24 protein-coding genes and 1 tRNA gene are annotated in these 22,840 nt (G+C 46.2%); 4 read left to right on the top strand and 21 right to left on the bottom strand.

Annotated elements, in window-relative coordinates; translation table 11 throughout:
• Positions 1-10: 10 nt before the first annotated feature.
• On the top strand, positions 11-271 hold the full coding sequence (locus CYJ37_RS17265) for a hypothetical protein (RefSeq protein ID WP_009794180.1): 261 nt from the start codon (positions 11-13) through the stop codon (positions 269-271).
• Positions 264-686 (top strand): pyridoxamine 5'-phosphate oxidase family protein, encoded by a 423-nt coding sequence (locus CYJ37_RS17270; protein ID WP_094768200.1) that lies wholly within the window; start codon positions 264-266, stop codon positions 684-686. The genes CYJ37_RS17265 and CYJ37_RS17270 overlap by 8 nt, the downstream gene beginning before the upstream one ends.
• A 46-nt stretch (positions 687-732) precedes the next feature.
• On the opposite strand, the gene CYJ37_RS17275 is transcribed toward CYJ37_RS17270, so the two are convergent.
• The 15 genes from CYJ37_RS17275 to CYJ37_RS17345 all read right to left on the bottom strand — a co-directional run bounded on the left by CYJ37_RS17275 (position 733) and on the right by CYJ37_RS17345 (position 15,427).
• Positions 733-1,308: an HAD-IA family hydrolase gene (locus tag CYJ37_RS17275; protein ID WP_009794178.1), complete on the bottom strand. Its 576-nt coding sequence runs from the start codon at positions 1,306-1,308 to the stop codon at positions 733-735.
• The gene (locus CYJ37_RS17280) at positions 1,308-3,329 is read right to left on the bottom strand and encodes a putative bifunctional diguanylate cyclase/phosphodiesterase (RefSeq protein ID WP_101550817.1); all 2,022 of its coding nucleotides are present in this window, start codon (positions 3,327-3,329) and stop codon (positions 1,308-1,310) included. The genes CYJ37_RS17275 and CYJ37_RS17280 overlap by 1 nt, the downstream gene beginning before the upstream one ends.
• A 158-nt stretch (positions 3,330-3,487) precedes the next feature.
• A complete protein-coding gene (locus CYJ37_RS17285; protein WP_101550819.1) occupies positions 3,488-3,829 on the bottom strand; it encodes a DUF962 domain-containing protein in 342 nt (113 codons plus the stop codon).
• A gap of 4 nt (positions 3,830-3,833) precedes the next feature.
• On the bottom strand, positions 3,834-4,649 hold the full coding sequence (locus CYJ37_RS17290; protein ID WP_101550821.1) for a serine hydrolase: 816 nt from the start codon (positions 4,647-4,649) through the stop codon (positions 3,834-3,836).
• The gene (locus tag CYJ37_RS17295; RefSeq protein ID WP_101551143.1) at positions 4,646-5,653 is read right to left on the bottom strand and encodes an ABC transporter ATP-binding protein; all 1,008 of its coding nucleotides are present in this window, start codon (positions 5,651-5,653) and stop codon (positions 4,646-4,648) included. The genes CYJ37_RS17290 and CYJ37_RS17295 overlap by 4 nt, the downstream gene beginning before the upstream one ends.
• Positions 5,654-5,655: 2 nt before the next feature.
• Positions 5,656-6,585: a C40 family peptidase gene (locus tag CYJ37_RS17300; protein ID WP_101550823.1), complete on the bottom strand. Its 930-nt coding sequence runs from the start codon at positions 6,583-6,585 to the stop codon at positions 5,656-5,658.
• Positions 6,569-7,678 carry a mandelate racemase/muconate lactonizing enzyme family protein gene (locus CYJ37_RS17305; RefSeq protein WP_009794172.1) on the bottom strand — a complete coding sequence of 370 codons (1,110 nt, stop codon included), beginning with the start codon at positions 7,676-7,678 and terminating at the stop codon, positions 6,569-6,571. Before CYJ37_RS17305 ends, CYJ37_RS17300 begins: the two co-directional genes overlap by 17 nt.
• A 12-nt stretch (positions 7,679-7,690) precedes the next feature.
• Positions 7,691-8,611 (bottom strand): S66 peptidase family protein, encoded by a 921-nt coding sequence (locus CYJ37_RS17310; RefSeq protein WP_009794171.1) that lies wholly within the window; start codon positions 8,609-8,611, stop codon positions 7,691-7,693.
• 76 nt (positions 8,612-8,687) lie between these two features.
• Positions 8,688-10,319: a peptide ABC transporter substrate-binding protein gene (locus CYJ37_RS17315; RefSeq protein WP_094768206.1), complete on the bottom strand. Its 1,632-nt coding sequence runs from the start codon at positions 10,317-10,319 to the stop codon at positions 8,688-8,690.
• A 103-nt stretch (positions 10,320-10,422) separates the two neighbouring features.
• Complete coding sequence (locus CYJ37_RS17320) at positions 10,423-11,421, bottom strand: ABC transporter ATP-binding protein (protein WP_035402756.1); 999 nt, start codon at positions 11,419-11,421, stop codon at positions 10,423-10,425.
• 7 nt (positions 11,422-11,428) lie between these two features.
• On the bottom strand, positions 11,429-12,382 hold the full coding sequence (locus tag CYJ37_RS17325; protein ID WP_101550825.1) for an ABC transporter permease: 954 nt from the start codon (positions 12,380-12,382) through the stop codon (positions 11,429-11,431).
• Complete coding sequence (locus CYJ37_RS17330; RefSeq protein WP_022543623.1) at positions 12,382-13,314, bottom strand: ABC transporter permease; 933 nt, start codon at positions 13,312-13,314, stop codon at positions 12,382-12,384. Before CYJ37_RS17330 ends, CYJ37_RS17325 begins: the two co-directional genes overlap by 1 nt.
• A gap of 12 nt (positions 13,315-13,326) precedes the next feature.
• A complete protein-coding gene (locus CYJ37_RS17335; protein ID WP_009794166.1) occupies positions 13,327-14,151 on the bottom strand; it encodes a M55 family metallopeptidase in 825 nt (274 codons plus the stop codon).
• Between the two features lie 164 nt (positions 14,152-14,315).
• On the bottom strand, positions 14,316-14,645 hold the full coding sequence (locus CYJ37_RS17340; protein WP_022543622.1) for a DUF3870 domain-containing protein: 330 nt from the start codon (positions 14,643-14,645) through the stop codon (positions 14,316-14,318).
• Between the two features lie 191 nt (positions 14,646-14,836).
• On the bottom strand, positions 14,837-15,427 hold the full coding sequence (locus CYJ37_RS17345) for a molybdopterin-dependent oxidoreductase (RefSeq protein WP_022543621.1): 591 nt from the start codon (positions 15,425-15,427) through the stop codon (positions 14,837-14,839).
• 247 nt (positions 15,428-15,674) lie between these two features.
• On the opposite strand from CYJ37_RS17345, the gene CYJ37_RS17350 reads away from it, so the two are divergent.
• Entirely contained in the window at positions 15,675-16,694 is a 1,020-nt protein-coding gene (locus CYJ37_RS17350; RefSeq protein WP_009794162.1) for an LLM class flavin-dependent oxidoreductase, read from the top strand.
• 103 nt (positions 16,695-16,797) lie between these two features.
• Here the strand turns inward: CYJ37_RS17350 and CYJ37_RS17355 are convergent.
• The 3 genes from CYJ37_RS17355 to CYJ37_RS17365 all read right to left on the bottom strand — a co-directional run bounded on the left by CYJ37_RS17355 (position 16,798) and on the right by CYJ37_RS17365 (position 18,580).
• Positions 16,798-16,869: transfer RNA gene (locus CYJ37_RS17355), tRNA-Val, on the bottom strand.
• A 182-nt stretch (positions 16,870-17,051) separates the two neighbouring features.
• Complete coding sequence (locus CYJ37_RS17360) at positions 17,052-17,756, bottom strand: hypothetical protein (protein ID WP_022543620.1); 705 nt, start codon at positions 17,754-17,756, stop codon at positions 17,052-17,054.
• Complete coding sequence (locus CYJ37_RS17365; protein WP_009794160.1) at positions 17,753-18,580, bottom strand: ATP-binding cassette domain-containing protein; 828 nt, start codon at positions 18,578-18,580, stop codon at positions 17,753-17,755. The genes CYJ37_RS17360 and CYJ37_RS17365 overlap by 4 nt, the downstream gene beginning before the upstream one ends.
• A gap of 172 nt (positions 18,581-18,752) precedes the next feature.
• Between CYJ37_RS17365 and CYJ37_RS17370 the strand changes: the two genes are divergently transcribed.
• Entirely contained in the window at positions 18,753-18,977 is a 225-nt protein-coding gene (locus CYJ37_RS17370; RefSeq protein ID WP_009794159.1) for a hypothetical protein, read from the top strand.
• 171 nt (positions 18,978-19,148) lie between these two features.
• On the opposite strand, the gene CYJ37_RS17375 is transcribed toward CYJ37_RS17370, so the two are convergent.
• From CYJ37_RS17375 to CYJ37_RS17385, 3 genes are all read right to left on the bottom strand, one after another.
• Positions 19,149-21,110: a TRAP transporter permease gene (locus tag CYJ37_RS17375; protein ID WP_101550827.1), complete on the bottom strand. Its 1,962-nt coding sequence runs from the start codon at positions 21,108-21,110 to the stop codon at positions 19,149-19,151.
• Complete coding sequence (locus tag CYJ37_RS17380) at positions 21,100-21,630, bottom strand: DUF1850 domain-containing protein (RefSeq protein WP_101550829.1); 531 nt, start codon at positions 21,628-21,630, stop codon at positions 21,100-21,102. The genes CYJ37_RS17375 and CYJ37_RS17380 overlap by 11 nt, the downstream gene beginning before the upstream one ends.
• A 173-nt stretch (positions 21,631-21,803) precedes the next feature.
• A complete protein-coding gene (locus tag CYJ37_RS17385) occupies positions 21,804-22,802 on the bottom strand; it encodes a TAXI family TRAP transporter solute-binding subunit (protein WP_009794156.1) in 999 nt (332 codons plus the stop codon).
• Positions 22,803-22,840: the final 38 nt, after the last annotated feature.

Genomic DNA, 22,840 nt, shown 5'->3' on the forward strand with positions numbered 1-22,840 from the left:
GTGATTTCGCATGGCAGGCGAAAAAGACGGAAAATACGAACAGCAGGATATGGACAACCCTGAACAATTTAAAACCGACAAAGAAAGCATCTACGATAAATTCAAGGAAGAGCAGAATGTTGATACCATTCCTCTTGAGGACTTAAAGCAGGAGCAGCACGAGGAGAAGATGGGGAGGAACACGAAAGATAATTCCTCCAGTGAAGAAAAGTATAATGCAGACTTCGAAACGATTGATAAAGATAAAATAGGAGGGGATTCTTATGACTAATAATGATGTGAAAGAAAAAGTGCTTAAAATCTTGGAAGATAATAAAATAGGAACGCTTGCGACTGTAAAAAGCAATAAGCCGCATACACGCTATATGACATTTTTCAATGATGAGCTGAAGCTTTATACTGCAACAAGCAAAGAGACCGATAAAACGGAAGAAATTGAAGAAAATCCGAATGTGCATATACTTATCGGATATGATGGCGAAGGGCTGGGAGATGCTTATCTCGAGATCGAAGGAAGGGCCTCTGTAAATGCTTCTGAAGAGCTTAAGGAAAAGGTCTGGAATGATCATTTAAAGCCATGGTTTGACGGTCCGAATGACCCGAATTATATCGTCCTTGAAATACAGCCGACAGACGTCAGGGTAATGAACAGCAAAGACAGCTCTTTTGAAACTCTAGAATTATAATCTAATGAAATAGAAAGCAGGCAGCTATGCTGCCTGCTTTCTGTTTTCATTTAAATGCTTCCCATCCAATAACAGTCTCAAAATCTTCATAACGCGGCAAATAATAATCCGCGCCAGGTGTAGTATTCTGGAAAAGGCAGGTCCTGATGCCCAGCTCCTTCGCCGGAAGAATATCGAGTTCCCTGTCACCGATGGCAAGATCAATGCTGTTTTTGCCATGCAGATATTCATAAGAAGCTTTATGCGGCTTCCTGGGATATCCATCATCTCCGGCGACAAGATCGGCAAATAAAGAGGACATATTGTGATGCTCCAGGATGGCCAGCACATCCTCCCTCTCTTTATGTGTCATGATGACATTGCACCCGGCCCTTTTCAGCACATCCTTCACTCCTGGAAATGGCTGAAGATCCTGCGGCTTCAGACTTCTTGCCATCTTTCTTATATAGGAAATCTGCTCTTCCTTCAGGTTGTAATGGGTAAAGGCATGGGTAAAAGAAATCTTTAATTGAGACAGGATCTCTTCATGTTCTGCCTCTTCTCCCAGCACATCCTTCAGAATCCGTGTATAAGCGGGATATGTATCAAAAAGTGTACCGTCAAAGTCCCATAGAATATTCATTACTGCTCCTTTCCGGCTATTGCTTTGCTGCCGGCATTGATTATATTCATAATCTGCTCAATCGGCTTTGGCCTGGAGAAGTAGAAGCCCTGCGCCTCATCACATCCGATTTCCATCAGGAATGACAGCTGCTCCGGGGTTTCAACGCCCTCGGCAGTGATTTGCATGCCAAGATGCTTGCCCATCGATACAATGGAAGCGACCAAAGCTTTATTATGTTCATCACTTTCCATCTGCTGAATAAAGGTTTTGTCTATTTTAAGCCGCTGGATCTGCAGCTCCTGGAGGTTGCTCAGCGAATTATATCCTGTCCCGAAATCATCGACGCTCAGCATCAGCCCAAGGTCAAGCAGCTGCATAAAAGCATCCCCTGCCGAATAGGCATCATTCATGGCCACCCTTTCTGTTATTTCAAGCTCAAGGAACTTCGGATCCAGGCCGGTTTCGTTTAAGATGCCCGAGACAGTTTCCACAATATCTTTTTGCAGGAGCTGCTTGATCGAGAAATTCACAGAAATGATATATTGCCTGCCATATTTTTCGTTAATAGCGGAAATTTCTCTGCACGCCTGCCGCAGGACCCAGCTCCCTATCTCGGATATGGAGCCTGATTCCTCAGCTATCGGGATAAATTCAGCCGGGGGAATAAAGCCGATTGAAGGATGCTTCCATCTCAGAAGCGCTTCAAATCCATTCACTGATTGATCGGATACTCTGATCTTCGGCTGAAAGTGTACCTCCAATTCATCCCGCACCAGTGCATGCTTTAAATCTTCTTTTAACGTCATCTTGCGGATGATGCTCTCATCCAGCTCAAGCGTAAAGATAAAATATGTATTTCTCCCTTTATCTTTGGAATTGTACATAGCTATATCCGCCTTTTTCATGATGTCATTAACATCTTTCCCATGCGTTGGATATAAGGCTATCCCGATGCTTGTTGTAATCACAATCTCGTGTTCAAGAATCTGGACAGGCTCTACAACCTTTTCAATCAGATCTGCTGAAAAATCATCCAGCTGCAGATTTTCCTTAACTGGCTTCAAAATGATGAACTCATCACCGCCAAGCCTGCCCACAATATCCTCGCTGCCACAATTCTCTTTCAGCCTGGATGCAATTTTTTTGAGCAGATCATCACCGATATTATGGCCGAGAAGATCATTGACATGCTTGAAATGATCCAGATCGATAAAAACAACCGCAAACTGGATATCCTCTGCCATCCACTCCTCAATCGACTGCATGACCTTTCTCCTGTTTGGAAGCCCCGTCAATGTATCGTGATAGGCAAGGTGATTAAGGTGTTTATTGCTTTCAACCAATTCCTGTTCTTTCCGGTTATACTGCTTCTCCCCGTAAACTGTCGTCACACCGAGGAGCAGCAGGATGGAGAGCACTTCTGTAAAAAATAAGCTGTTATCCCCGCTGCTGTTCAAACTCCTGATAATCTCAATGGTGCTCCCTACAAATGTATAAGCTAGCAGCAGCGCTCCAAAGGAGAGAAACCAGAAAGGCACTTTTAGCTTATTGAATACTTTATCAATATAAATCTGCTGCACAAACCGGAAGCATAGGAACAATGAAATAATGAAGAATAAGCTGGCAATGAGAATATGCTCAGTGCTGACAACTAATGAAGGATTTATTTTTCTGACAAAATAAACATCTATGCCAATTGTCAATCCAACAAAGAAAACACACAGCACCAGATTCTTGAGCGACATTTCCCGGTCATCTTTAACTCCAGCAAATTGAAAAAGAACCATATAAACAGCGAACTGGCACAGAAAAATCGCCAGGCTATTCAGTGTGAATGCATCTGCAGGTTCGATAAATCCGTAAATGCTTAATAAGGTCATCAGTTGCAGCCATACATAAAAGGAGCTGGATAGCGGAAGAAGCAATGTCTGGGAGTACTTTTGTTTTTGATAGATATATCTGCTTCCCAGGAAAACGGAAGAAAAAAAGATAAAAGCCAGCAGCACCATGGCGGCCGCAGAAATAATGTAGCTATTCACAATGATGTCCACCTGTCCTAGTCTATTATTATCAGGAAAAAATTACTATATACCTATGATTATATTACTATCCCTCCCCTTATAGTGTCAAAAAACAGTATGCGGAGTACTGAGAATGAAAGAAGCATCCCAGCGGCTGAGGATGCTTTTCTGACAGTCTATTTTTCTGCTGAATATTGTTCAGGCAGATTGTCGATTTCCCTTGAAAGACTTCCAGTTAAAATATAGAAATACATTTGGAAGTCAGCCCGAAGCGACCAGAGTGGATGTCCAAAAGTTGCCGGCTTATTTCCTTCAATAAAGAAATGGGAGAACCAGGCAAACCCATAAGCAATGACCGGCGCCAGAATGATAAACCAGACATTTAAATAAATGATGGCAAGAGCAATACAGATATATACAAAAGTAGTGCCGATGAAATGCCATGTCCTAGTGGATTTTTTGCTGTGCTGCGAAAGGTAAAAAGGCCAGAACTCATTATAATTCTTAAACTCTTTCATAAATTCACCTCATTTCTGTTTCCGGAAGGCAAAGAAACTCAGATAACCGGCTCCCAATCAGCCTGATTGCATGGTTTCCTTCTTCCGGGCTTGAGAGACCTTCGATCAGGACGGCAGCATATAAAACATCCCGGCCTGAAGCAAAGATGGCGCAATCATGCTCTATTCCAGGCAGCTCCCCGGTTTTATTGGCAATCTTCAGCTCCTTGCATGCAAGGGCCGGCAGCTTTTCTCTGAATTGCTGCGCTTCCATTATATCTAGCATCTTGCTGCGGTTCTTTTCGGAAAATAATTCACCATCTTTTATTGCTCTCAGGCATTTAACCATATCCGCGGCAGTGGTAAAATTGTCAATACCTTTTGCTGCGGCTTCAAAGTCCATCATTTTTCTGCCCAGTACAGTTGTTTGAAGACCCAGTCCATGCATTCTATCATTAATATTTTTCTTGCCCAGCAATTTTATCAGCAGATTGGCAGCTGTATTGTCTGAGACTATAATCATCAAGGTTATACAGTCCAGAATGCTTAGGGAAGCTGTTACTGAAAGAGATTGAATGATACCGGCCCCTCCGGCCTTTTCAATCCCGCCAATACGCACCTGCTCATTGAGATCCAGGACGCCCTCCTCTGCCTGAAAGAAAGCTTCCATCATGATCGGGATTTTGATGAGGCTGGCTGCAGGATATTTCCGCCCGCTGTTCATATGGATTGCCCTCTCACCGTACTCTACTGCCAGACTGGCATTACCCGGACATTGTCTGAGGATATCAGCCAGCCTCTTTTCAAGTTGATTGATATTTTCAGAGAGCAGCCCGGTCATTTAGATGCTGCTGCCTGGGAGCTGTTATGATTTCCGGTCAGATTGGGATCGTATAAATGGCAGGCAACAAACCTTGATTTCTCCGCTTCCTGCCAGACAGGCGTCTTTTCTGCACAAATATCCATGCTGTGAGGGCATCTGGTCCGGAACACACAGCCGCTTGGAGGGTCGATCGGGCTTGGCAGCTCGCCTTGGAGGATGATTCTTTCCCTTTGATCCTCAACATCCGGATCAGGGATCGGAATGGCTGAAAGCAAAGCCCGTGTATATGGATGAAGCGGATTACGGTACAATTCCTTACTGGTTGTGAGCTCCATCATATGCCCCAGGTACATGACGCCGATCCGGTCGCTTATCTGCTTGACCATTGACAGGTCATGGGCGATGAATAAGTATGTCAGCCCTTTTTCCTTCTGAAGCTTTTTGAGCAGGTTCACCACCTGGGCCTGGACCGAAACGTCCAGTGCTGATATCGGTTCATCCGCTATAATGAATTCAGGCTCCAGGGCGAGGGCCCTCGCAATGCCGATCCTCTGTCTCTGTCCCCCGCTGAATTCATGCGGATACCGCCCGGCATGCTCTCTATTAAGTCCGACATCCTCCAGAAGCTGATAGATTTTTTCCATCCGCTCCTGTTTATTCCGGAATAAGCCATGGACTTCCATCGGCTCGGCAATGATTTCACTTACTGTTGATCTGGGATTGAGTGAAGCATAGGGATCCTGGAAAATCATCTGCATCTGCTTGTGGAAAGAGAAGCGCTCCCTGTTTGTCATGCTGTGGACATTTTTCCCATTGAAGATGACTTCTCCATCTGTACTATCGTAAAGCCCGATAATCGTCCTGCCGGCAGTCGATTTTCCGCATCCTGATTCACCGACAATTCCGAGGGTTTCTCCCTTTTTTATATCAAAGGAAATGCCGTCAACTGCTTTTAACACCTCTCCTTTTCCAAGCGTAAAATGTTTTTTGAGATTCTTTACCTCAAGTATGCTGTCCGGCATCGTCAATCTTCCCCCTCCTGCCAATAACGGCGTGCTGCGCATAGTTCCTTTTCATAGATGGTGTCTTTAAGCGGGATAATTTCGATCGTTTTGCCTGTATTCGGCGAATGGAGCAATTTTCCGTTTCCATAGAAGATTCCCACATGATGGATGCTGCCCCTGCCTTCCTGGTAAGCAAAAAACAGCAGGTCGCCCGGCTGGATCTCAGCAAGGTCCACTTTCTTGCCACTTTGTGCCTGATCATGGGCATCCCTTGGGATGATATAGCCGTTTGCCCTGCACATATTATAGCTGAATCCAGAGCAGTCATAACCCCAGCTGCTCATCCCTCCCCAAAGGTAAGGCAAGCCAAGGAAGCGCTCACCTTCGGAAACGATTCCCGCTCCATTCCCCTTCCTCCTTGCTTCCAAAGAAGGATGAAGGATAACATCCTCCTGCCGAAGAAGTCCGTACCCTTCAGGGATTCTAACTTTAAGCCACTCATCAGATTTTTCAACAGCAGGAAGGACAGTTTCAAAGCTAAGTTCCATTAAAGGCTTCTCTTCCTCTGAATACAAAACAGCTTTTTTCGAACTGATAGATGCAACAGGGCCTTTTTTGATATTCCATTCATTCAGCTTCATCAGCTGGCTTTTTGGCATCCAGCCAGGATAGCCTCTTTCATTTTTTCCTGAAGGCTGGCTAAGGATTATGACGCTCGCCCAAGGTCCCTCTTCTTCCAGCAGGATAACCTCCTGGCCAAACAGTGCCTGGGTCTGGATTCTGTTTTCATTGCAAAGCGCGAGGCTAGTTTCATATGTCAGGCCAGCCAGCCATCCCTCTATATCCGGCCAGCTGGAAATTGCTTTTCCATCTATTTCCCTGGCAGATTCAGGTGAGGTCCAAACTGTCGCCACCGGTACATTTACCAGCCATTTATGCTGAATTCCCACTTGAAATTCCTCCTTCTGAATACACTTGCCTGATGCCAAGCCCTGCCGCATCAGGGAAAGTGATTTTCCTTCCGCTGTAGCTGATGCCGCCTTCTACCATATCTTTGGCCAGCATAAGGGGGGCATCAAAATCAAAGCGGGTGATATTTTTTTTGCTTGCAGCAAAATGGGCAGCGGCACTGATGCCTATTTTTGTTTCAATCATGCTTCCCACCATGCATTCGACACCGCAGGTTTCAGCCAGCTGGTTGATTGCCTGGGCCTGGAAAATCCCCCCTGCCTTCATTAATTTGATATTGATCAGATCCGCACTCCTCGTACATAGCACCTGGAGCGCCTGCTTCGGGCTGAACACACTTTCATCTGCCATGATGAGAGTTTCAACGGAATCGGTCACTTGTTTAAGCCCTTCGATATCGTCTGCGGGAACCGGCTGTTCGACCAGCTCAATGTCGAGTAGGCTGTCTTCCATTTTCCTGATGGCCCTGACTGCATCCTTTGCCTGCCATCCCTGATTCGCATCAAGCCTGATTTTCACCTTGTTGCCGACACGCCTTCTGATTTCCTTTATTCGGCTGATGTCTGTCATGATATCATCTTTTCCGACCTTAACCTTCAGTACATTGAATCCCTGATCTATATAGGAAGCAGCATCATCGCCCATTTCTTCGGGATTATTCACACTCACTGTATAGTCAGTCTCGATTTCATTTTTCGCGCCGCCAAGGAATTGATACAGCGGCAGCCTGCAATGCTTGGAAAGGCAGTCATATAGAGCCATATCCACCGCAGCTTTTGCACTTGAATTCCCGACCATCAATGTCTTTATTGCCTGGAAAATAGTTTCATAGTTCAGAAGGCTTTTACCGACAAGATATGGCTTGAACACATGGTGGATGGCCGATTCGATGCTCATGAGGCTGTCCCCGGTGATGACGACTGTAGGAGGAGCTTCTCCCCAGCCTTCAATGCCGTTGTCGCATGTGATTTTAATGACCACAGATTCCGCTGTAGTCACAGTCCTTAAGGCAGTCTTAAACGGCTTGATCAATGGGATGGCAACCCTGAAGGTCTCAATTCGCTCAATATTCATCCTTGCACCTCTTTAGCGTACGCCGCTTTCGACATACAATTGTTTTTCCGCTGTATCCAGCACCGCATCCGCTCCGAGCGGAACAGAGAAGTGAGGCGAGCAATGTCCGATCTTAAATCCTTTCATGGCCGGCCTGCCCGCTTTAATCAGATAGTAATCAATAACTTCATCAAGAGATAAGCTGAGCTCGCGCTGCGGTTCACATTTGTTAAAGTCCCCCACGACAATGCCTGCTGCTTCAGATAATTTGCCTGCCATCAGCAGCTGATTCAGCATCCGGTCGACTGAGCGCGGTTCTTCATTGATATCCTCGATCAGCAGCAGCTTCCCTTTCATATCAATCTCAAAAGAAGTTCCAAGCGTACTTGCGATCAAGCATAGATTGCCTCCAGTCAGGGGACCTTCTGCTCTTCCTTCCACTACTGCTGTCAAAGGTGAAATCTCTTCAGTGTATAAGGAATCTGCAGGCTTGAAAAGCTGGCTGAAATATTGTTTGGACAATGGGTGGACGTCCTCCTTCCCGATATCGGAAGCAAGCATCGGACCGTGAAAGGTAATAAGCCCGGTTTTCTGCCTTACGCTCGTGTGAAGGAAGGTGATATCACTGTAGCCCCAGAATATTTTGGGATTTGCCTTAATAAGGCCATAATCCAGGTCACCTGCAATTCTGGCAGTTCCGTATCCCCCGCCTGCACAAAAGACCGCTTTAATCTCTTTGTCTTCGAACATATCATGCAGATCCTCGAGCCTCTCTTTGTCTGTGCCAGCCAGGTAGCCATTTAGTTTCCTGACAGATTTCCCTTCTCTGACTTCCAATCCCAGCTCTTTAAGAAAATTAATGCCCCTATCAAGGCTTTTGAGGTCAGGCGGGCTGGCCGGTGAAACTACACCGACAGCATCCCCTTTTTTCAAATGTCCCGGCTTTATTTTCATATCATATGCCCCTTTCCATATGCGCTGCCGTTTGCCAGTTAAAAAGGGATGTTCAGCAGAACACCCCTTTTCAATGCTATTCTTTGTCAGCCCATTTTAATTCCAGATATCCGACTGGGTGGCGGACGATACCTGATACAGCTTCATTTTGGAGATATACCTGGTTATAGAAATGCAGTGAGAAAATAGGCGACTCATTATAAAGGATTTTTTCTGCTTCGTACATCATGTCATAGCGTTTCGCTTCATCAGCTTCATTTTTTGCGGATTGAATCAGCTTATCGAAATCGGCATTGCTCCAGCCGGTCCGGTTCATCGAGTGGCCGGTCTGGAAGTTCTCAAGGAAGTTGATCGGGTCAGCATAATCAGCCAGGAAAGAGCTTCTGGAAAGCTGCAGGTTCAGCGCCTTCTGTTCAGTCGCGAACACGTTTGCTTCCATATTTGCAAGCTTTACATCGACCCCAAGATTTTCTTTAAGCATCTGCTGAAGGGCTTCTGCAATTTTTTTATGCACATCATTCGTGCTGTATGTCAGAGTCACTTCAGGAAGCTCGCTGTAGCCTTCCTCTTCCATTCCCTTCTTCAGCAGCTCTTTTGCCTGTGCGGCATCAGTTTTGACCAGGTCCCCGTTCACTTCGCGGAAATCATTCCCGGACGGATCCTTAAAGCCTGGAGGAACAAATCCATAAGCAGGCTGCTCCTGATTCTTGGTTACAAATTCAACGATTTGCTCCTGATCCACCGCCATTGCAAAAGCTTTTCTGATGTTCACATTCTGGAATGGCTCCTTATTCACATTAAAGCGGTAGAAATATTGGCCGGCCTGATCTTCAACCTGGACCTTGCCTTCTTCAAAGAGCTGCTCGCTAAGGTCTGCCGGTACATCTGAAGTGTCCAGCTCCCCTTTTTGATACATCTGGTATTCGGTATTCGTGTCATTCACCATCGCCCAGTGCACTTTATCCAGTTTGACATTTTCCGCATCCCAATACTCTTCATTTTTCTCCATGACCATATTTGTGTCATGCTCCCATTCTGTCAGCTTGAACGGGCCATTTCCTACAAAGGTGTCAGCTTCTGCAAACCATTCCGGATTTTCAGTCGCTGTTTTTTCGTTGACCGGGAAAAATGCCGGATTGGCGATGATGTTTAAAAAGTAAGCCTGCGGGCTAGTCAAAGTCACTTCGAATGTTTTATCATCGACAGCTTTTACGTTCACTTCATCAGCCGATCCTTCACCAGTATTAAAGGCTTCGCCGCCTTCAATGAAATAGCCGAGGAAAGCTGCCGGCGAACCTGTATTCGGATCAAGCAGGCGTTTCCAGGCAAAAACAAAATCCCCTGCTGTGACATCATCCCCGTTAGACCATTTTGCATTATCACGTATATGGAATGTGTATGTCTTGCCATCTTCAGAAACATCCCACTTCTCTGCCGCGGCAGGTTCTGCTTCATGCTCCTTGCCGAGCCTTGTCAGGCCTTCCATGATATTATTAAGCGAGTTCCAGGAAACGGCATCAAAACCGATTGGAGGGTCAAAGGATGTTGGTTCTACACCATTATTTAAGTAAAGCACCTTTTCACTTCCGCTATCCCCACTATCTTTGCCCTCATCTGAAGGTTCGCTTCCTGTATCCGAATTGGCTGTACAGGCTGCCATGACGAATACAAGCGACATTGCCAGAAACAACATGAAAAATTTTTTCATTTTTCTCCCCCTCATTCTATTTTCATCTATCAATGCAGTTTCTTGAAAACCTGCATCTGGATAATTCCGCCGGCGTTCCGGGCAAGCCGGAACGCCGGCGGTGCTATCTTACACGGACCAGCATTTTTTTAGCGCGCTCATCCTGCAGCCAGCAGTCCACATGATGCTCACTGCTTAAACGGCTTTCAAACGGATAGACTTTTTCACAAACTTCCATTGCATAATCACATCTTGCTGCAAAAGGACAGCCCTGCGGCGGTGCGAACAAATCAGGGGGGGATCCAGGTATCGGCACAAGCTCCCCTTCTTCAGAATCAAGGCGCGGCACCGAGTTCAGCAGCCCTACTGTATAAGGATGCTGAGGACTATAGAAAATCTCCCTTCTTGTGCCTGCCTCAACGATCTTCCCGGCATACATAACTGCGACACGGTCAGCTACCTGCGCAACCACGCCAAGGTCATGGGTGATCAATATAATGGATACACCTGTCTTTTGCTGGATTTCCTTGAACAAATCAAGTATCTGTGCCTGAATGGTTACATCCAGGGCGGTCGTCGGCTCATCCGCAATCAATATTTCCGGCTCGCAGACAAGGGCCATCGCAATGACTATTCTCTGCCTCATGCCGCCGCTGAATTGGTGTGGGTATTGCCTGAGCCTTGACTCAGGACTGGGTATCCCCACCAGTTTAAGCATCTCCAAAGCCTTTTTCTTAGCCTGGTCTTTGGAAACGGACTGATGCTGCCGGATTCCTTCTATAATCTGTTCCCCAACTGTAATGGTCGGATTAAGAGCTGTCATGGGATCCTGAAAGATCATGGATATGTCCGCCCCCCGGATCTTGCGCATCTCTGACTCTTTCAGCCGGGTCAGGTCCCGGCCATTGAACAGGATCGACCCCTCTGCGATTCTTCCGGGCGGGGAAGGTATCAGCTTCATGATGCTCTGGGAAGTGACGCTTTTGCCGCTTCCGGATTCGCCGACTATAGCCAGGGTTTCCCCTTTGTATAAATCAAATTCCACCCCGCGGACTGCTTTTACCTCTCCGCCATAGGTGGAAAAGGACACATGCAAATTTTTGATTTCCAATACTTTTTCCATCATGGCTCTACCTCCTCAGCTTTGGATCCAGTGCATCCTGCAGGCCGTCCCCGAGAACATTAAAAGCAAACATCGTCATGGAGATGAAAAAGGCAGGAAAGAACAGCCTCCACCAATGGCCGGAAAGGATAGTAGACAGCCCGTCATTGGCCATTACTCCCCAGCTGGCAAACGGTGCTTGGATTCCCAGGCCAAGAAAGCTCAGGAAAGCTTCTGCAAATATGGCCGACGGCACGGTCAGCGTGAGCTGTACGATGATCGGGCCCATTGTATTAGGCAGGAGATTCTTTCTGATGATCCTCGATGTCTTTGTTCCAAAGGTTTTGGATGCCAGTATAAATTCATAATTTTTGATTTGCATGACCTGTCCCCTGACAATCCGGGCCATTCCAATCCAGCCTGTAACTGACAAGGCGACAATGATGGTCGTCAGGCCAGGGCCCATTACGACTGCAAGAAGAATAACAACCAGCAGATATGGCAGGCCGTACAGGACTTCAATGATCCGCATCATCAGGTTGTCTGCCCTGCCTCCTTTATAGCCGGCAATGCCTCCATAGATGACTCCGATCATAAAATCCAGCAGGGCCGCAATCACCGCTACGAACAGTGAGACCCTGGCGCCATACCAGGTTCTTGTGAACACATCCCGCCCCAATTCATCTGTGCCGAACCAGTGGCTGGAGGATGGAGGGAGATTCTGTTCGGTCAGCTTAGAGCTTTCGACCGAATGGGGTGAAATGACCGGTCCAAAAATAGCCATAAAGAGCAGAAAGATGAGAAATACGAGTCCGGCCATTGCCAGCTTGTTGCGCGACAGCCGCCTCCACGAATCCTGCCAGTAGGAAAGGCTTGGCCTCACTACTGCCTCAGCTTCCCCCTCTTCTTTCGAACGGGGCGTAAACCACTCATCAGGAATTTCCGGGGAAACGCTGCGCTCCTGCTGTTTTCGCAATTCCATTATCGTCCCTCCCTTTTACTCAGCTTAATGCGGGGATCGAGTACGCCATAGGCGAAATCCACCAGAAACAGCATGAAGATAAGTACGGCGCTGTAAAAAACGGTTGTTCCCATGATGACGGGATAGTCCCGGTTTCCGATGCTTTCAATAAAATACTTGCCCATCCCCGGTATGGCAAAGATCTTCTCGATGACAAAGGTGCCGGTCAAAATGCTAGCCGCCATGGTGCCAAGCACCGTGACAACAGGAAGCAATGCGTTTCTCAGTGCATGTTTGAACACGATTTTTACCGGGGTAAGTCCCTTTGCCTTGGCCGTCCTGATATAATCCTGGGTCAGCACTTCGAGCATGCTTGCCCTTGTCAGCCTTGCAATGATTGCCATCGGGCCGGTTGCGAGAGCCAGTGTCGGGAGAATCATATGCCTCCAGCTGGTCCATGTAGCTGCGGGAAGCAGGTCCCAATTGACAGCAACCTGCTGGATCAGCAGCGTTGCCAGAACAAAGTTGGGAACTGATATGCCAAGCACAGCGATGGTCATCGCCAGATAGTCAATGAATCCGTTATGCCTGAGTGCTGCGATGATGCCAAGCACGATCCCCGAAAAGACTGCCAGGAGCAATGTCCACATCCCAAGTTCAAATGACACCGGAAAGCCCCTGCTCAGCATGTCATTGACTGTCTGTGACGACTTTTTGATAGAAGGTCCGAAATCCAGCGTTATAAGCGACTTCAGGTAAGTTGCATATTGGACAGGAAGCGGTTCATCCAGATGATAATAGGCCTCCAGGTTCTTCTGGACAGCTTCGCTCGTCGCCCTTTCTTCGTTGAAAGGAGAACCAGGGATGCTGTGCATCAGGAAAAAGGTAAGCGTGATGATCAGCCATAGTGTAACAAGCATCGATAAAAGTCTTTTGAGTATATAACTATTCATCCCGGCCACTTCCTAACAAAATGCCGTTCTCATGGCCAGCTCGGTCATGACCAGCATAGCCTGGTATGCTTCCAGAATATTTTTTGCCTGGAACCGGACAGTTGTCGTTCCTTTTTCTATTTCCGTACCAGGCATAAGCCCTGCCCATTCTGCCTGGCCGTAGTTTGCAAATTCAATCCTCAGGAGAGGGGCATCCGGCGGGACAAGCGGTTTAACCTTTTCCCTGTTTTCGATAGCAGCGGCGGTTTTTTCTTTCAAAAGCATTCCGGCCTTAGCCGGTGTGAGGGTTTTTACAGCCGAACGGGAAATGGTCTGTTTTACAACGGCTGTCGTTACATTCGGAATAAGCTCTTCGGCTTCTTTGGCCGCCCTGTCATCGCCTGCAACCATGATCACCGGTACTCCAAAATGGCCTGCCACATATGCGTTGAATCCCAGCTCCCCGACTGCTGTGTCATTTATGTATATATTCCGGACACCGAATATCATGGTGTGAGACATTACACCTTCCATGGATGCCCGTGCATGATAGCCAGCGAATATAGCACCTGAGAATTCAGAATTCAAGCCCTGGACCATGCTGAAAGGCTTAACATCCCCTGTGATCAGCTGGGTTTCCGGGTGCATCCTCTCAACAAGAAGGTTATTCATTTTGGAATGGCTGTCATTCACCAGCACCTCAGTAGCACCGCGGTCAAAAGCTTCTGAAACTATAAAATTTGCTTCGTCTGTCATAATGATGCGGCTTCTTTCGTAATTATGCCTGGAAGAATCAACATGGGTATAATCAGATAGCCCGGTTATGCCTTCCATATCAACCGATAGATATATTTTCATAGACTCTCCACACTTTCAAATATTTTGAATTTTCTTACTATTATAGCGGATAAATTACTATATTTCAATAGCGTTATGAATAGAACTTAGGCTATTAAAAAAATCCAGCTGCCAGAGAGAGTCTCTAACAGCTGGATTTTATCTGGGTTCAGCAGAAAAAGCAGCTATACATTTAAATTTATTCCGGCTATTTGCTTGTACTTTATGCTGGCATTCTTAAAAGCAACCATCAGCGCTTTCTGGGAAGAACCAAAATACCGCGCTTCTATTTCAGAAAGGATGCCTTCTTCCTCCAGCATGGATTTCCCTGCAAACAATGACTTAACAAACAGGGAAGTCAGCCCAATTGTTGAAGAGCATTCTGCATCTTCAATCTTATGTGTGTCCCTGTCAATGACGAGTGCAATGAAAAAACCATTGTATTTCTGCATGATCGGATTATTGGAGGATGTCTTGCTGTCTCCAATAATATACACTGTGCTGTCCTGATACATATTGCCCTCCTGCGGCGCGGGGATATTATATGAGGCATTTATGCGGGAACATAAATATTCATTATAATGCACACGCCCTTATGGAAATTGTAATATAACAGAGACTGCTTTGACAATTATTTTTATGGATTTTTCTAAATTTTTTATCTATTCAAGCTTCAATAGTTATTAGAAAGGACCAAAAAGTCCCTTCATCTGTATCTTTCCTCCTTAAACGGATCGGCGGTCATGGAGTAGCCAAGCTCCTCCCAGAAGCCTTCTTCATCGTCTTTCATAAAACGGATGCCGGATACCCATTTTGAGCCTTTCCACAAATAGAAAGAGGCTGGAGGTATGAATCTCAGCGGGTAGCCATGCTTAGGGGATATTTCCTGCCATTCATGGTTTTCATCCTTCCATCTGTATACAAACAGGGCGTCATTGCCTAGAAGGTCCCCCAGAGGCAGGTTTGCAGAGTAGCCAAAACGGTCCCCGTTATAATACCCGTATATCTTTATATATTTGACATCTTCCTTGATATTGACCAGCTGCAGCAGTTCCCTTAAAGCGATGCCTTCAAACCTGGTCCCAAACTTGGACCAGGTAGTCACACAATGCATATCAATGCTGGACACCGTTTTTGGCAGCATCATCATTTCAGCATATGACAGGGAAACCTCCTCTTCTACCTCTCCAAAGAGCCTGAAATCCCAAGAAGCTTCATCAAATTCATAAACATCGCCCTGGTGGAGAACAGGCCATTTTTCAGTTTCAAATTGCCCTGGCGGCAGCACCCGCTTCACTGTCATCATCCTTTACAATTATATTTTCATTAAGAATAACCTTTGCAGCTTCCTCCCGCAAGAAATCCCCTTTACCAATCACTTTTTCAGGCAGTCCTCCCCGCAAATACCCAATGGGATATAAGCCTGGCCAGCGGGATTTTTCCGGTTTAAATCATAATATTTTGAGAGACTAATTACTGCTGATAAAATAGACATGAGCTGATGAACTGCAGCAGCCGCCATTCCAGAAGAAAGAAGTGACAATATGTCTGAGAATAAAAAGTTAAGCGATATTAAATATTCTGTACTTGATCTTTCACCTATCAATGAAGGCAGTACAGCAGCGGTTTCATTGAAGAATACTCTGGACCTCGCACAGCATGCCGAAAAATGGGGCTATACGCGCTATTGGCTTGCAGAGCATCATAATATGGCAGGGATCGCCAGCTCTGCTACTTCTGTTGTGATCGGACATGTCGCCGGGGGAACCTCTAGCATCAGGGTTGGTTCCGGCGGAATTATGCTTCCGAACCATGCACCGCTTGTCATAGCAGAGCAGTTCGGTACATTGGAATCTCTTTATCCGGGCAGAATCGACCTTGGTCTCGGGCGTGCGCCGGGCACTGACCAGCTAACAGCACATGCATTGCGCAGGGACCGCGGAAACGATGGACAGGATTTCCCTGAACAGCTTGAAGAACTCCGGGAGTATTTTGAAGCAGAGTCGCCGGCTGAAAGGAAAAGAGTAAGAGCCATTCCAGGCGAAGGCTTGAATATACCGATCTGGCTTTTGGGCTCAAGCGGCTTCAGCGCCAGGCTCTCTGCCCAGCTGGGACTGCCTTTTGCGTTTGCCAGCCACTTCTCTCCTGATAATACCCTGCCTGCCCTTCAGCTTTACCGAAGCCATTTTACGCCATCAGATGAACTATCTGAGCCTTATGCAATGGTAGGGGTCAATGTGATTGCCGCTGATACACAGGAAGAAGCTGAAAGGCTCGCCACTAGCATGCAGCAGCAGTTCCTTAATTTGATCCGCAATACACCAGGTGCCCTGAAGCCGCCTGTCGACAACATGGATGAACTATGGAGTGAATACGAAAAGGCTCTGCTGCAGCAGCAGCTTGGCTCATCCATTATTGGCGATGCAGAAACGGTGCAGAAGAAGCTGCAGGAATTCCTGGACAAAACTCAGGCTAATGAATTCATGGTCAACGCCCAAATTTATGATCACAAAGCCCGCTTGCGGTCATTTGAAATTGTTAGTGAGATCATGAAAAAACAGTAAACAAAAAGGGCTGCCGATAAATCTCGGCAGCCCTTTTTTGCTTCTATACTAAATATCATCAAAAAAAGATGCGTGGCATTATACTGCCACGCATCCTTCAGTATGATCTGAGAGGGATTCGAACCCCCGACCCCTTCCCTGTCAAGGAAGTATTCTCCCGCTGAACTATCAGATCGTGTCTTAACTACATATTTAATTATATTCATTTTCGGGGCAAAGTCAATACTATTTCAGATATTTTTTCGTTTTAATATATTTTTTATTTTGCGGTTTGGAGAACGTCTCCATTGCCTAAAGAGGCATGTGACAGTTCCCCTTAACCAATTTGTTAAATATGAATCCTCACCCGATGTCCATTCACGCTTCCTTTTTTAAAAATAAACGAACCCCCGCAGCAGCTGCTGCCAAACAGTAAGCCACTATAATCAGACTGTCTTTTAGCAATGGTGCCAGTTTAGCCGCAATGTCCCCCTGGCTTAGATAACTCAGCGCCCTCATGACAGGGGGCAGCAGCCAGAGGAACCAGGAAGCTCCCTTCCACTCATCTGCAGCTGATTCTGCTGCTAATGAAGCTGTAAGTATGAGAACAGCGGCCAGCCAGGCATACCTTTTATCCGCGTTCAGTCCACCAGAGAAAAGCATTGATACAAGCAGGCCCAGAATCGCCAGCATAATATGGGCATAGAAAGCCAGCAGGTAAAAAGAAATCTCCATTTCCAATCTAAAGCTTCCTGTGATCACAGGAAAGTAGATAGCAAATATCATGAGCGGCAGGGAGGAGACAAACACAGCAGCCGCCTTGCCAGCAAGGTATTTCTTTTTGCTGCCCAGGTGTGACATAAGGATAAACTTTTCCTGTTCCTGATCCAAGGAAAAGAAAAGCATGCCCAGCCAGGCTGTACACAAATATAAAGCAATCGATGAGACCGCGTAGCTGCTAAGGACGGGTGCCCCTTCGTAGGTGTACAATACGAAAATCCAGACCAGGTAAACAGTATACGGAGGCAGGAATCTGTAAGATCTGATTACACTTCTGAGCTGATACTGAAGGAAAGCCATCAAAGCGCTCCCCCCCTTTCTATCACTTCAACAATTGAACAGCCAGAATCAAGAAGGCTTTTTAGAAGGACGTCTGATGCCGAAGCTGCTTCTTTAATAATAAACAGGTTATGGTCCAATTGGCTATACTGAACAGCTGGCAACTCTTTTAGGATTGAAATATGCGGGACTAGGGCTTTTATGTATTTTACGGCTTCTGCAACATTATTAACATCAGATACAACAGAACCATTTTCCAATTCAATCACCCTGTCCGCCGCCTCTCTGACAAGGAAGTTTTCATGAGCAGTAAAAGCAATGGCCATTTTTCCTTTAAGGCCTGGAAGGTACCTGAGGAATGCCTGCTGGGCTTCCTCGTCCAGACCGGTCAATGGCTCATCCAGGAGGAGAACATCCGGCTGCAGCAGAAGGGCCTGGATAATCCCAGCCTTCTGCATCGTTCCCTTAGAACAATTCTTCAAGGGAGTTTCCAGAAACCCTTCTGCATTGAATAACTCAGCATAATATTCAATCTCTTCCTCAAGCTCTGACTTCGTTCGGCCTCCCATTCTTCCTGCAGACAAAAGAAACTCTCTCATCCTGAACCGATTTTGATCAGGGAAATGTTCAGGAACAAACCCGATCTTCTTGGTCCTCCTTTTTACGCTTCCGGCAGTAGGTTCAAAAAAACCTGCCATCAGTTTCAATAAGGTGCTTTTCCCAGAGCCATTGTGCCCGATTATAGCTGCCCGTTCACCCTCATCCAGCTTTAAATTAATATTAGTGAGAATCATCTTCCCTTTTATGTTTTTCTCTGCCTCAATTAATTCAATCATATGCTTATTCATAGCAATCCCCTAGTCGATTTTCTTTAAAGCAAGCACCGATATATCAAGTGACTCTAAAATGTAAAAAAATGAAAAAAAGTTAAGCCTCATACTTGAAAAAGAACATCTGTTCGCATATAATAAAAATACAAGAAATGAAAGCCCTAGGATGGCTTAATGGGAGGAAAACTAAATGAAAGGCATTTTATACAGATCAATGGAAAAAAATATGGCTATACAGGTAATCTATCTTTCAGCCAAGAACAAGCTGACACAAAGGAAGATTTTAGTAAAGGATATAAATGGGACTACCGTTCTTGCCTATTGCTTCACAAGAAGGCAAATGAGAATCTTCAAGCTCGAAAACATTCTTTCGCTCATGCCGGAAAAAGAGCAGACATACCGTAAAATCAGCTAATTTCAATATTTGTATTGGGATTAGCTCTTCTGCTTTGGCCACCTATATTTCTCCCCCGCCCCACTCGATTTGCAATCAAGCTATGTTAATATTCAAAAATCTTCCTACACATCCATATTATCACAATTTTAATCATTCAAAAAAGGAGCCCGATTGGACTCCCTTTGTAATTCAGCCTGCAGTCTGCGGCTTTAGTGAATCATCCCTTTTAATAACGAACTGAAGGATGATAAGAGCTGCAAATAATGCAAGGCCGACAATATCTGTGTACCCTTCCGGATAAATGAGGCATAATCCGCCGACAATTCCGATTATGCGTTCAAACCACATTAATCTTCTGAACCAGTAGCCGATTACCCCTGCCCCAATTGCCATCATTCCTGCCAAAGCGGTAAAGACCACCCAAATCAGATAATACCAAGTAGTATCTATCATTAGTAATTCAGGTGACAGAACGAACATATATGGAATGATGAAGGCCGCGATTGCCAGCTTCGCCGAATTGACGCCTGTCTTGATTGGCTCTCCTCCGGAAACCCCTGCAGCAGCAAAAGCTGCAAGCGCAACAGGCGGTGTGATATCGGCAATGATGCCAAAATAAAAAACAAACAAGTGAGCCGATAAATCAGGCACGCCAAGCAAAATGATGGCCGGTGCCGCAATCGTAGACGTGATAACATAGTTCGCAGTTGTCGGTGAACCCATTCCCAGAACGATTGCAGCCACCATGGTCAGCATAAGCGTCGGTATTAAAGCACCGCCGGCCAGATCAAGCAGTCCATTTGCCAGCTTCAGCCCCAGCCCTGTCTTGGTTACCACCCCGACGATAATGCCGGCAGCTGCGGTTGCAGCGGCTACACCAAGGGCAGTTCTTGCACCGTCAACGAGCGCGTCAATAGCATCTTTAAAATTAATCCTGGTTTCTTTTTTGATAGCGCTGACTGCTATTGTAATGAGGATAGACCAGAGAGCGGCCCTAATTACACTCATACCGCTCATAAGCAGGACGACCACTGCCAGGATAGGCAGCAGCAGATAGATTTTGCTCAGCACTTCTTTGCGGTTTGGCATTTCTTCTTTCTTCAGGCCCCTGAGCCCTATTCTTTTCGCTTCAAAGTGGGTCATGATCCATATCCCCGTGAAATAAAGAAGGGCAGGAATCGCTGCTGCTTTGGCAATATCCCAGTAGGTGATGCCTCCGCCAATGAATTCGACCATCAGGAAGGCCGCAGCCCCCATGATTGGCGGCATCAGCTGTCCGCCTGTAGAAGCTGCTGCCTCAACCGCTCCGGCAAATTCCTTCTTGTATCCAAGCTTTTTCATCATCGGGATTGTAAAAGAACCTGAAGTTACCACATTGGCAACTGAGCTCCCGCTGATCGTACCCTGAAGTGCACTGGAGAAGATCGCTACCTTCGCAGGCCCGCCTGTCCTTTTTCCGGCAATGCTGACAGCCAGATCATTGAAATATTGCCCCACACCCGTTTTTACCAGGAACGACCCGAACAGCAGGAACAGGAAAATGAAGGTGGCAGAAACTCCGAGGGGCGTACCCAATATCCCTTCGGTTGTAAAGAACATCGTCTGCACCAGCCTTTGGAGATCCAAGCCTCTGTGCGCAAGGAATCCGGGCATATAAGGACCGTATAAGGCATACGCAAGAAAAAGGGCAGCAATGATGGTTATAGGAAGCCCGACTGCCCTCCTGGTTGCCTCAAGGACAAGGATGATTGCTGTAAGTCCAATATAAAAATCAAGATCAGTCAAACGGCCGACCCTCATAACGATTTCATCAATCATAAGCGGCCAGTATGCCCCTACTGCAACCGCAGCAATGGCAAGGATTAAATCATACCAAGCTACCTTATGCTTTTTTCCCCTGTCCTTTTTCCTCGCCGGGAAAAGAAGAAAAATAAGCGCAAGTGCAAATCCCAAGTGGATGGAACGCTGTAGCTGCGCCGTCAATACACCGAATATTCCAGTGTAAAGCTGAAATAGGGAGAAGGACAGCAAGCCTAAAAAGACAATCCATCCCAGCACTCCCTTCAGCTTTCGCGTCCCCGCTTCGGGATCATATTTTTCGAGCAGCTCCTGCTGCTGTTCCTGAGTCAGTGTTTCTCCTTTATTGCTCAAGGATATTCACTCCTTCCAACTGCTGGTAAATGTTTATTTTATCAATTGTAAATCTTACCCATGTTCCCGGCTCGATAAAACCTGCCATAGGATACTCGGTTCCGTTATATACAATTCTATGATTTGCCCTCACCTTGCCTGTCCGCATATCAAAATGAGGGAATATCCTATTCATATTCCGGATATAGTATTTCCCGTCCTTTTGTTCAAATACCTCACCTGCGGAAGCGTTGTCAGGCATGCCGATCGCAAAATCTTCATACATAAGCTCGTATTGCCGGATCTTCAAATCCTTTGTTGGTTTATAGCTCTCTACCACATCTGAAAGATGGATTGAATGGGTATATTTTATTTTAAAAATTTCTTCCTCGGTGAAAGGGATATAGGCAAGCACTTTGCCTGTATTTTGGTATTGAATTACAAGTGCTTTTTTGTAAGGGATAAAGATAATAATTGCAATGGCAGCAATTAAGAGGGGAAGCAGCAATAATGCTCTCTTCAATCTAGTTCGTTTTTTCATCAGGACCCCCTGTTAGAAAATGGGATGAAGGCCAACACCTTCACCTGGCCCATCTCTCATTGGGCTAAGGCTGACTTAAACTTCAGGTCCTCTTAAAGAGAATTGACCGGCGCGGTAACCTGTTCAGGTTTGCGGCGCCGGCCAGGGTGAAGCCATTTAGAAAAATCAGCAGACTATTCGGCTTTTACGCCTTTTTCGTCAAAATACTTCTGAGCTCCCGGGTGCACATCGATGCCTACCCCATTAAGAGCACTTTCAGCTGTAATCAATTTGCCTTTTGCGTGTGTGATCTTGTCTGTGTTTTCAAAGATAGCCTTAGTAATGTCGTAAACCGTATCTTCAGACAGGTCATTTGCCACGACAAGCATCGCCTGTACAGCAACAGTTGCTACTGCATCAGAGAGTCCGTAAGTTCCAGATGGGACTTCATCCTGGATATAATAAGGGTACTTCTCAATCAGAGCATCAATTTTGTCTTGTTCGATAGGAACAATGACAACTTCTTCAGTTGCTGAAAGACCTTCAACAGCACCAGTAGGAGTTCCGGCAGTTACGAAAGCCGCATCGATAGTTCCATCCTGGATACCTGCAGTAGACTCGTCAAAAGAAAGATCCTGCTTGTCGATGTCATCAAATGTCATCCCATGCACTTCAAGGATCTGTTCTGCATTCGGGTTCGTGCCTGAACCTGGAGCACCGACAGAAACCTTCTTGCCTTTCAAATCCTCAACAGATTTGATGCCGGATTTAGCTGTAGTGACGATTTGAATCGTTTCAGGATAAAGCGTTCCGATAGCGCTGACATTGTCAACAGCAGAACCTTCAAACATCAGCTTTCCATCTTTTGCATATGAGGCAATATCAGTTTGTGAAAAAGCAATTTCAGCATTTCCATCCTTAAGCGTATTCATGTTCTCGGCAGAAGCGCCTGATGTTTCAGCATTGGCCTGGATGCCGGTTTCATCGGAAATGATATCCGCAAATGCGCCTCCAAGCGGGAAGTATGTACCGCCGGTTCCACCGGTAACGATGCTGAGGAATTTAGGCTTTTCTGATCCGCCTTCCCCTCCATTGTCTGAACCGCCTTCATCTGAATTGCCGCCGCAGGCAGCAAGAATCATAGAAAGCGCCAGCAGCAATGCTGCTGAAAGTAGAAAACTTTTTCTTTTCATAGAATTTCCCCCTCTGTTTTTATTTAGAATTTCTCAAG

Origin of the sequence: Bacillus sp. UMB0728 (assembly GCF_002858875.1) — a bacterium.
Classification (GTDB): domain Bacteria; phylum Bacillota; class Bacilli; order Bacillales; family Cytobacillaceae; genus Bacillus_AB; species Bacillus_AB infantis.

Excerpts from the sequence above, each read along its gene's own strand:
- CYJ37_RS17265 (WP_009794180.1), top strand. The coding sequence starts at position 11 with ATGGCAGGCGAAAAAGACGGAAAATACGAACAGCAGGATATGGACAAC.
- CYJ37_RS17270 (WP_094768200.1), top strand. The coding sequence starts at position 264 with ATGACTAATAATGATGTGAAAGAAAAAGTGCTTAAAATCTTGGAAGAT.
- CYJ37_RS17275 (WP_009794178.1), bottom strand. The coding sequence starts at position 1,308 with ATGAATATTCTATGGGACTTTGACGGTACACTTTTTGATACATATCCC.
- CYJ37_RS17285 (WP_101550819.1), bottom strand. The coding sequence starts at position 3,829 with ATGAAAGAGTTTAAGAATTATAATGAGTTCTGGCCTTTTTACCTTTCG.
- CYJ37_RS17290 (WP_101550821.1), bottom strand. The coding sequence starts at position 4,649 with ATGACCGGGCTGCTCTCTGAAAATATCAATCAACTTGAAAAGAGGCTG.
- CYJ37_RS17295 (WP_101551143.1), bottom strand. The coding sequence starts at position 5,653 with ATGCCGGACAGCATACTTGAGGTAAAGAATCTCAAAAAACATTTTACG.
- CYJ37_RS17305 (WP_009794172.1), bottom strand. The coding sequence starts at position 7,678 with ATGAATATTGAGCGAATTGAGACCTTCAGGGTTGCCATCCCATTGATC.
- CYJ37_RS17310 (WP_009794171.1), bottom strand. The coding sequence starts at position 8,611 with ATGAAAATAAAGCCGGGACATTTGAAAAAAGGGGATGCTGTCGGTGTA.
- CYJ37_RS17315 (WP_094768206.1), bottom strand. The coding sequence starts at position 10,319 with ATGAAAAAATTTTTCATGTTGTTTCTGGCAATGTCGCTTGTATTCGTC.
- CYJ37_RS17320 (WP_035402756.1), bottom strand. The coding sequence starts at position 11,421 with ATGGAAAAAGTATTGGAAATCAAAAATTTGCATGTGTCCTTTTCCACC.
- CYJ37_RS17325 (WP_101550825.1), bottom strand. The coding sequence starts at position 12,382 with ATGGAATTGCGAAAACAGCAGGAGCGCAGCGTTTCCCCGGAAATTCCT.
- CYJ37_RS17330 (WP_022543623.1), bottom strand. The coding sequence starts at position 13,314 with ATGAATAGTTATATACTCAAAAGACTTTTATCGATGCTTGTTACACTA.
- CYJ37_RS17335 (WP_009794166.1), bottom strand. The coding sequence starts at position 14,151 with ATGAAAATATATCTATCGGTTGATATGGAAGGCATAACCGGGCTATCT.
- CYJ37_RS17340 (WP_022543622.1), bottom strand. The coding sequence starts at position 14,645 with ATGTATCAGGACAGCACAGTGTATATTATTGGAGACAGCAAGACATCC.
- CYJ37_RS17350 (WP_009794162.1), top strand. The coding sequence starts at position 15,675 with ATGTCTGAGAATAAAAAGTTAAGCGATATTAAATATTCTGTACTTGAT.
- CYJ37_RS17365 (WP_009794160.1), bottom strand. The coding sequence starts at position 18,580 with ATGAATAAGCATATGATTGAATTAATTGAGGCAGAGAAAAACATAAAA.
- CYJ37_RS17370 (WP_009794159.1), top strand. The coding sequence starts at position 18,753 with ATGAAAGGCATTTTATACAGATCAATGGAAAAAAATATGGCTATACAG.
- CYJ37_RS17380 (WP_101550829.1), bottom strand. The coding sequence starts at position 21,630 with ATGAAAAAACGAACTAGATTGAAGAGAGCATTATTGCTGCTTCCCCTC.
- CYJ37_RS17385 (WP_009794156.1), bottom strand. The coding sequence starts at position 22,802 with ATGAAAAGAAAAAGTTTTCTACTTTCAGCAGCATTGCTGCTGGCGCTT.